We start from the raw sequence: 8635 nt of genomic DNA on the forward strand, positions 1-8635 counted from the left end.
AGATCATCGAGAGCTGGGCCTCCTGGGACACGCTCGGGATGATGCAGCAACTCGGTGTCGTCCCGTCGGCGCACTCCGCGACAACCTGATTCGTGACGTGGCCGGCTGTCGTGGCGCTGTTACCAGCCCCGGACAGTGGCACAGAAGATGATCGCCGGGTAGGTCGCGACGAACGCCCAGAAAAAGGTCGTCAGGCGCATGACGAGGGCGGTTCCCAGGTGCAGTAGCGCTCCGGTGATCAACAGTGCGTATGTCAGCGGCCGGATGCCGAGGAGAACCAGAGGAAAACTGCATTCGAACGCGATAACCGACCAGCACATCGCCACCGCGACCCCGCGATGACGGGCCAGGACCCGCCCGGCCCACGGATGCCCGTAGGACTGTGTCGCCAGCACTTCGGGCAGTGCCGCGCCACTGCGCCACGACGAGCCGACCAGCTTCGCCACGCCCGCGGTGAAGTACGCGAGACAAGCCTGTGCCGTCAGGAACCACAGGACGATCTCGTCCGCACGAGCCTGCCCCACGCCGAAGGCCATCGCCAACGAGGCGAAAACGATGATGGTCATCTGATCTGCCCCGTCGCCCCCGAAACGCGAGCGCATGCCGAGCAAGATGTAGGTGACGGCGATCATGGCGGCGGCCACGGCGTTGAGGGCCGACGACGGGTGAAGGGCCATAAGAATCCCGCAGGCCAGGCAGACAACGACGAGACCGAGCACTCTCGGATAGACCAGCAGTCGTCCGACGCTGCACTGGAAGGACTTCGAGGACAACAACGGAATACTCGTAGCCGAGACAGGCCAGCTCGCAAGGGCGCCGTCGGCGAGGAGCCGCGGAGTCGCCAGTCTCTCCAGCGATCCGATGATCACGGCAACCGCCCCGATAGCCGCTGAAAGGTGCAGCGCGTCGGTGCTGGTCAGCATCGGCTCGCCACCTCGCGCGCAACAGCCGGTCCGCCTGGATGCATGGCCGACACGAAAAGCACCTGGTGATCCGGATTCTCGTCGGTTCCCTTCGACCGCATAACGAGGAACTGTGTGGCGTACGCGCAATGGTCTCGGGGAAGACTGCAAACAAAGTTGAGCGTCGCGATGTAGGGCAGCGTCGTTTGTATCCGGTCGGTGTCACCGTTCAGCGACAAACCAGCTTTCAAGAGTTCCAGCGTGATGTCGATCAGTGCCTTGTTCTGTCTTCGACCGGGATGCCACACCGCACCCAGCCATTTCGCAGGCGTGCGCGGGCTTATCTCGCGCCAGGGCGACAGTTGTCCGTCCGCCAATCGATCGCGGTACAGCAGATGCAGATCGTCCGTCGCCGGAGAAGGTGCGAAGAAATGCCAGCGCGGTACGAGCCCGAGCACATCGCGCGCACGAATCCATTCCTCTGCTCTGCCGGCTTCCCATTTCTCCACACCGCGGGGTATCTGGCAGACCGCGGATACCGAGAACCATGTCAGCAGCACGATCGCGAGCAGAGCGAATACCAGATCGTCTATTGCCATGTCGATTCAGTGCACGTGCCCGAGAGCTTCACGCCGGATATCGAGTAATTCCCTTGCCGTCGCGGCAGGGCCCAATTTCTGCACCTGTTCGTCTGACAGGTGCTGTTCTATCTCCACACGCGGAACGCTGACAGCACAACAGATAGCGGTAGTGAAGGCCACGGCCGTGACCATGATGAACGTGCCATTCGGACAACAACTCCCGTTGATCGTGAGGTTCGCTTCCAGCTGATCTTGCGGCACCTGGGTCAACGCGGCACGTTCGGCCGGCGTCAGCGGTGGAGCGTGTTTGAGGGCCACCGCTTCCAGCTCGGCGTCCGACTTCTCGAGCCGGTGCTCGATCAGAGTCAGATGAGCCGGACTCAGCTCCCCGCCGTTGTATGGATTGTCCAGAATGGCCACGCCGAGATCTGGCGGCGGGAAAACGTTGGTCGCGAGGGTCCTACCGCCGTATCGAATAGTCGCGAATACAGGTGAGCGCTCCAGTAAACGCCAGGCCTGGTAGACCGAAAGTCTTTTCCGGTCCACAAACAGGGGCACGATCTCGTTTTCGACCATGTCGACATCTTCGTCATTGTTGCGGGTGGCTATATCCCGAACGCGCTGCAGTATCGGATCGCCTCGAACAGCGACGAAGACCCGGACAGCCCCGGGCGGGCAGAGCAGTGCGCGAGCGGGCTGTGACGGGACATAATCCAGAATTTCGATTTCGCGATACCGCAGTGATCGAACCGCAAGCTCATCGGCTGCGAGATGCAGCAGTGTCTGCTCATCCACGTCTTGACCTCCCAGCACATCAGCGATGCCTTCAGGTTAGATGGGTAAAGTAGCACACGCCCGCTCCGTAAGATATGCCGGAAATACGATGCGGACCAGAGCGAGGAAACAACAGGCTCGTCGCAGCGCCGGACGGCAAACCCGGCGGCCATACCTGCTCGCACGTAATCGCCGGTGCGGCGTTTTGGCCGCGTAGCAAGGTTCGGAAATGGAAGAATCGCAGGATGGACCCTGTGTCAGCAGTGGTGGTTTCGGCGAGTTCCGGGGTCCACCGCGCGGTACAGGTCAAGAACTCTCGTTCGATGTGTGCGGTAGAGGAGAACGCGATGTATCGGTCCGCTACGCAACCAATTCGGATCGCGCGCTCGTCGCGGGTGCTGCTGGTGCTCGTCGCCGTCATGGCGTTTCACGGGATCTCAGGCCCGCAGGCGCTCGCAGATCACACCACACCGCCGTTCGGTCCGCATGTGCCCCCGATGAGCGAGTCGTTCCACGATGGCCCCGTGGAGGTCGGCACGCTCACCGACGCGGTGATCATCGATCACGCGATCGGCGGCATCGGCGGCCACGCGGTATTCGCCAAGACCGTTCTCGGGAACCAGGAGAGTGAACCTCACCAGGTCTGGTGTGAACTCCGCACAAGCAGCGGCAACTTCGACACCGTGACAGTGACGATACCGCCGAGGTGGAACCCTTCGCGTGGCCCCGCAATCGACGGTTCCGTGTCCGTTTCGCTCCAAGCGATCGACCGCCCGATGGCATCGATCGCTCACTTCGGGCGCCTGACCTGCCGCGCACTCGGTGGGCTGTTCGTTTCGCCGGCAACGATGTCGAAAGTCTGGGCAATCGCGGTGCAGAACTGATCCTGGATCCATCGACGTGGTGAGGGAGCACCCCGACTGCGCCAGCGTGCCCTGCCCTGCTCTGGCCTGGTCGTAGACCCCTTTGCGGTCCGCATCGAGAATATTCGGCACCGGCATTCGGGTTGTGGATCGTGGGTAGATCGTAGAAAAATCGTAGAAACACGTGCTGTGGGGCCGACAGCGCATGATCGGGATGTCGCGGTTGCGGTTAGCCATGACCGCCAACCGCAGGTACGGCGCTATCGCACAAAAAGCCCCGAAGCCGGTATGGGCGCGTGTGGACGCGGTCGCGCCCCCGTGGCGTCAACGCGTTCCCGGGTCTCGAAGGCTAGGGCGACCATCGCCACACCAGCGATGCATGTAGACGGATGCCTCTCGCCTAAGGGGTTGGGGCCCAGTCAGCGTGAATGTCGGGGTGCGGCGAGGGAGGGGGACGGGCGGCGAAGTCGGTCGGTCAACCCTTGATGTGCACGTCGTGTCCGGTCCACGCCCGTGCCTTCAGCTCGAATTTGCGGATTTTGCCCGTTGCTGTCTTCGGCATTGCGGTTACGAACTCCACACGATCGGGTGCTTTGAACCTGGCCAGCAGTGCGCGAACGTGGTCGATGATGTCGTTCTCGGTCGCGATCCCGTCTGCGCGTAGCACGACGAAGGCAATCGGTCGTTCGCCCCACTTCTCGTCGGGCGCGGGGACCACAGCAGTCTCGAGGACCGCGGGATGAGCCAGGATTGCGTGCTCCACCTCGACCGTCGAGATGTTCTCCCCACCCGAGATCACAATATCTTTGGCGCGATCGCGCAGCTCGACGTACCCATCCGGATGCAGCACGCCCAGGTCGCCGGAGTGGAACCAACCACCTCGGAATGCCTCGGCGGTGGCATCGGGGTCGTCGAGGTATCCGGCCATGACATTGTTACCCCGCATGACGATTTCGCCCATCGTCGCTCCGTCGGCGGGTACGTCATTCATCTCGTCGTCGACCACGCGCAATCCGTCGGTCTGCACCATGCCGACGCCCTGCCGCGACATCAACCGGGCGCGCTTGCCTGGATCGAGGTCACGCCAGTCGTCCTGCACTTCGCAGACCGCGTATGGACCGTAGGTTTCGGTGAGTCCGTAGACGTGAACGAGCCGGGCACCCAATTCTTCGAGCTGGCCGATGATGGTGGGGCTAGGTGGCGCACCGGCGGTGGTGATGGTCAGTGGCCGCGTAAGACGATGTGCCTGTTCGGCGTTGGCGATCGAGACCAGGACTGTCGGTGCCGCATCGAGATGAGTCACGTTCTCGGCGTCGATAAGGCGCCAGATCTCGGTTGGATCGACGATCGGAAGGCACACGTGGGTCCCACCAATCGCGGTGACCGCCCACACGGTGCACCAGCCGTTGCAGTGGAACATCGGCAACGTCCACAGGTAGACGCTGTTGGAGTCGAAGCCCGAGTGGACGATCTCGCCCAATGCGTTCAGGTAGGCGCCGCGATGGGTATAGACGACACCCTTCGGCTTGCCGGTCGTGCCGGATGTGTAGTTGACCGCGATGGGGGCGAGCTCGTCGGCGATTGATGCGGGCAGCGGTTCGGCCGAGCTGGAGCCGACCAGTTCGTCGTAGTCGCGCACTGGAATCGTGCCAGGTAGGTCTGCGACGGCGCCGATCACGATCAGCTGCTCGACGGTCTGGAGTTGGGCGATGACCGGGCGGACCAACTCCAGGAGCGTCGAATGAACCACGAGAACACGGCTTCCCGAATGGTCGAGGATGTAGCGAATCTCCTCGGGCGAGAGCCGCGTGTTGACCGCGACCAGCGCAGCGCCGGTCATCGGCACGGCGAAGTGCGCAGCGACCATCTCCGGGGTGTTCTGACAGAGGTAGGCGACGCGGTCCTCGGTCCCGATCCCGGCCTCGCGCAGTGCGGACGCCACCCGGCGGACCTCCTGGGCTAGCTCGTGATACGTCAACTTGCGCTCGTCGGAGACGACGGCGACCTTACGGCCGAAGGAATACTCGGCCCGCTCCAGGAAAGCGAGTGGGCTCAGCGGCGCATTCGAGACTTCAGTGTTCATGGTTACCTCATGGAAGTGGGCAGACTAGGCGCAATGCTCGGCAGACGAGCAATGTGTTGTGGACCACAAGTATTGCCTGGTAGAAGCCAGGAAACATCGTGCGTGGCCCACAGACCTGCCGATCACCTCATTGTGGTTTGACCACAATGGTGCCTATCGTGGCTGTGGAGGTATGTGGTGATGCATCGAGAAGAGCTCGAACCCGGCCTGCTCGAGGTCCTGACGACAGTCGAGGCGTCGATCGATCGCATTGTGCGAGATGCGACCGCCGCGATCTGGGAGCAGGTTTCCGCCTATCCGGCGAGCTGGGACGATCAGCTGCGGGCGGACGTCACAGCGCATATCGAGACCATCTTCCGAGCGCTGATGACCAGCGTCCGGCAGGGGCGGCCCGTGCAGCGCGCCGACTTCCCGCTCACGGCCGACCAGGCACGACGACGCGTCCGGCAGGGCGTGTCGCTGCCCGACTTCATGCATGCCTACCGCGTGGCACAGCTGACGCTGTGGGATGGCGTCGTCGCCGCTGCCCGCGACGATCCGATCGCCCGTGAGGCCGCACTGTTGTTGGCGCGCACCGTGATGCAATTGATCGAAGTCGGTAGCTCAGCGGCAGCCGAGTCATATCTCGAAGCCCAGAAGTACGAACTCGCCGAGAACGACCGACTCCGCCGCGACGTGCTCGAGGACCTGCTCGCAGGTGCCGACATCACCGTGGGCGCCAAGGCAGCAGCGCTTCGGTCAGCGGGTCTGCATGCCAACAGCACCTTGTTTGTTCTGTCCGCCGTCCCGATCGCCCCTCTGCCCGAACAACATTCGTTGACCGACATCGCGACTGCCCTGCGGCAGCTACTTCCCGCGGACGCGCGCGGGCTGATGATCGTCCGGCAACAGGAAGTCGTGGGCGTCGTTCCGATCTCGCCGGACACATTCACAGCCATGTCCGATCACCTGCGACAAGTCGTGGCTCGGTTGAGCCGTGATCATGCCGAACTCGTGGTCGGGGTCAGTACGATTCGTGGCGGACTTGACGAAGTTCGAGCCGGCTACGCCGAAGCGGGAATCGCGCGAAACGGCTGTGGCGGTGCGGCGGGAGTTTTCGCCCTGCCGCTGATTTCCGCCTTCGACTATGTGATGCTGCGTGAGGACGAGACGGTCCGTCGCCTTATCGGCCCGCGTTTGCGCAGGTTTGTCGAAGACGATCTCGCCACCGGCGGCACGCTCGTCACTACCGTGCTGAGCTATGTGGCGAACGACCTCAATGCCACCCTCGTCGCCGAACAACTACACCTGCACGTCAACTCGACCTATTACCGATTGGACCGGATCGCTGAGCTCTCCGGATGCAACATGCGCCGCTTCGACGACGTGATCGAGCTCCTGATCGCGATTCGGATACTGAGCAACGAATACGACGCGATGGGCACACGAACGTCACGATAGGGACAGGACGCCCTATTGTGGCTGGACGACGAATCCAGTCGAGCTAGCGCTCGACTGGAACCGTATGTCGGCGGGCGTCGCGGACTCATACTTGTTGAATCCGCTCGCCAAGTCCAGAGTCGGCGGTCATCGTGTGGTTTCATCGATCGGACGAGTACCGCTGTCGATCTGCTGGCCTGCTATCGAGTTGACTCGGCAAATGTCAACGATCGCGCTGCCATGTTTCTTGATGCGTCGGTTCTGTGGGCGCACTGCGCCCGACCGCTGGTCTTAGTGGCGGTCGGTTTGGCCTGGCCTACGCCTGGCCTGACGATAGGCGCGGGGGGAGACCTATGAGCCGATAAGCACCTGAGCGAGGCCGAGACAGGGATTGGCGAGTCCTGACTCCAAAGGTGTTGAAGCCAACCGTGGCGGTCGCTGCGGTGGCTACTGAGGAGTACTTGCGTGGATGTGGTTGAACATCTCGTCAAACTCGGCACTGAGCACTGGGCCGTAGTGGGCGCTGTTCGGCAGCACCCAGAATGTGTTGCTCTCAACAGCTTTGAGCACCATATCAGCGACCACTTCTGGTGACATCGAGTTGTTCAGGCTCTGGTCCAGGAATTCGATCATCTGCCGTGCATCGTCGGACAATGCGGTCCCGGTGGTTTCGATATGTTGACGCATACCTGGGACGATGCCGGTACGCACTTCGCCCGGACACAGAACGCTGACACTGATGTTCTTGTCGTGCAGTTCGATACGCAGCCCCTTGGACAGTCCGACAACGCCGTGCTTGGCTACGGAGTACGGCCCCACCAGGGGACCTGACATCAGTCCGCCCATCGATGCGGTGTTGATGATGTGCCCCGGTTGCCCGGAGGACAGCATCCGCGGAAGGAACGCTCGCACACCATGGATCGGGCCCCACAAGTCGACGCCGAGAACCCACGTCCAGTCATCGAGTGACAGTTCCCACTGTTTGCCGATCGTGGATACGCCGGCGTTGTTGCACAGAACGTGAACGGCTCCGTATTCGGCGAATGCTCTGGCCGCGAGGGCTTCTACGGCATCGGCATCGCTGACGTCGGTGACCTGGGCGATGCTTCGCACACCGTCCCTGCTCAGTAGTTCTTCGGTATCGGCGAGCCCTTGGTCGGAGACATCTGCGATGACAACGCGCATGCCCTGTCGCCCGAACGACAATGCCAAGGAGCGGCCGATGCCCGAAGCTGCGCCTGTCACCACAGCGACCTTGCCTGTGAGGTCCTCCATTGCTGGTCACCTACCTTTCTGTGGGCCCATCAAACCCGTGCTTGACGGAATGTATAGGAACAGTACATTGTGTACACCGTTATGAGAAGGGTCTCAGTCTGACGCGGCTGTATGCGGTCGCTCGCAGTCGGAGTTCTCGTCGCCGCGGAGTGGAATCGAGTCAGGTCGGCCTCTGGAGTCGAGGCGTCGCGCGGGTGAACGCTCCCGCGGCTGCCTTGTTGTCAATCGTCTGAAGGGATAAGGAATGGGTCGGATCTCAATGTCGCGGCGGTCCCGGACAGCAACGCTGGCCGTGGTCTTGGCGACCACGTTGGCGCTAGTTCCTGCAAGTGGAGTTGGGTGGGCAGACCCGCCGTCAGGCATCTCCAACGATGTCGAAGAGTTTCTCGAGGTCGGCCGACAGGCTGTCCCGGGTGCTCAGTGCGGAGCGGGCTCGATGCCCGAGACCGGAATACAAGGTGACGTTCCCGCCGAAGACCGGACCTCAGGCCGGAGCCGACAGGGCTATCGGTGCAATATGAGCTTGATAGGTGGCTACGCCGGCCGTGGCGGCGGGATCACCTCCGTGACATTCGACCACTGCTCGTACACAGGGTCGTTCTTCCCGGGCAACCTGCTCGGCACTGACAGTGGTGTCCAGGTGCTTGACATCTCAGACCCCGCCAACCCCAGGCCCACTGCGATGTTGAGTGAGCCGGCGATGCTGGGAGGGACGTGGGAGAGCTTGAAGGTCAACGT

General features: G+C 62.4%; 7 protein-coding genes and 1 pseudogene. 3 read left to right on the plus strand and 5 right to left on the minus strand.

Translation table 11 applies throughout. The features are described from left to right. Window positions 1–119 precede the first annotated feature (119 nt). The 3 genes from ACFWF3_RS14605 to ACFWF3_RS14615 are packed head-to-tail and all read right to left on the minus strand — an operon-like array spanning window position 120 to window position 2278. A complete protein-coding gene (locus tag ACFWF3_RS14605; RefSeq protein ID WP_379314056.1) occupies window positions 120–923 on the minus strand; it encodes a hypothetical protein in 804 nt (267 codons plus the stop codon). Continuing rightward, window positions 917–1501 carry a hypothetical protein gene (locus ACFWF3_RS14610; protein ID WP_379314057.1) on the minus strand — a complete coding sequence of 195 codons (585 nt, stop codon included), beginning with the start codon at window positions 1499–1501 and terminating at the stop codon, window positions 917–919. Before ACFWF3_RS14610 ends, ACFWF3_RS14605 begins: the two co-directional genes overlap by 7 nt. A gap of 6 nt (window positions 1502–1507) precedes the next feature. Next, entirely contained in the window at window positions 1508–2278 is a 771-nt protein-coding gene (locus tag ACFWF3_RS14615; protein ID WP_379314058.1) for a hypothetical protein, read from the minus strand. Window positions 2279–2604: 326 nt separating this feature from the next. Between ACFWF3_RS14615 and ACFWF3_RS14620 the strand changes: the two genes are divergently transcribed. Beyond that, window positions 2605–3141 carry a hypothetical protein gene (locus ACFWF3_RS14620; RefSeq protein ID WP_379314059.1) on the plus strand — a complete coding sequence of 179 codons (537 nt, stop codon included), beginning with the start codon at window positions 2605–2607 and terminating at the stop codon, window positions 3139–3141. 454 nt (window positions 3142–3595) lie between these two features. Here the strand turns inward: ACFWF3_RS14620 and ACFWF3_RS14625 are convergent, their stop codons facing one another. Then, window positions 3596–5203 carry a long-chain-fatty-acid--CoA ligase gene (locus ACFWF3_RS14625; protein WP_379314060.1) on the minus strand — a complete coding sequence of 536 codons (1608 nt, stop codon included), beginning with the start codon at window positions 5201–5203 and terminating at the stop codon, window positions 3596–3598. Window positions 5204–5383: 180 nt separating this feature from the next. Here ACFWF3_RS14625 and ACFWF3_RS14630 point away from each other — a divergent pair, with 180 nt between their 5' ends. Then, window positions 5384–6643, plus strand: a complete 1260-nt coding sequence (locus ACFWF3_RS14630) for a PucR family transcriptional regulator (RefSeq protein WP_379314061.1) — start codon at window positions 5384–5386, stop codon at window positions 6641–6643. A gap of 426 nt (window positions 6644–7069) precedes the next feature. Here ACFWF3_RS14630 and ACFWF3_RS14635 read toward each other — a convergent pair whose 3' ends face one another. After that, window positions 7070–7897, minus strand: coding sequence for an SDR family NAD(P)-dependent oxidoreductase (locus ACFWF3_RS14635; protein ID WP_379314062.1), 828 nt, complete (start codon window positions 7895–7897; stop codon window positions 7070–7072). Between the two features lie 244 nt (window positions 7898–8141). Here ACFWF3_RS14635 and ACFWF3_RS14640 point away from each other — a divergent pair. Beyond that, a pseudogene (locus ACFWF3_RS14640) lies at window positions 8142–8635 on the plus strand (hypothetical protein); the annotation flags it as partial.

It is taken from the genome of Nocardia sp. NPDC060220, from assembly GCF_042727815.1.
In the GTDB taxonomy this organism is placed as follows: Bacteria; Actinomycetota; Actinomycetes; order Mycobacteriales; family Mycobacteriaceae; genus Nocardia.

Bases quoted from the DNA above. Each gene is read 5' to 3' on its own strand.
- ACFWF3_RS14605 (WP_379314056.1), bottom strand. From the start codon at position 923: ATGCTGACCAGCACCGACGCGCTGCACCTTTCAGCGGCTATCGGGGCG.
- ACFWF3_RS14610 (WP_379314057.1), bottom strand. From the start codon at position 1,501: ATGGCAATAGACGATCTGGTATTCGCTCTGCTCGCGATCGTGCTGCTG.
- ACFWF3_RS14620 (WP_379314059.1), top strand. From the start codon at position 2,605: ATGTATCGGTCCGCTACGCAACCAATTCGGATCGCGCGCTCGTCGCGG.
- ACFWF3_RS14625 (WP_379314060.1), bottom strand. From the start codon at position 5,203: ATGAACACTGAAGTCTCGAATGCGCCGCTGAGCCCACTCGCTTTCCTG.
- ACFWF3_RS14630 (WP_379314061.1), top strand. From the start codon at position 5,384: ATGCATCGAGAAGAGCTCGAACCCGGCCTGCTCGAGGTCCTGACGACA.
- ACFWF3_RS14635 (WP_379314062.1), bottom strand. From the start codon at position 7,897: ATGGAGGACCTCACAGGCAAGGTCGCTGTGGTGACAGGCGCAGCTTCG.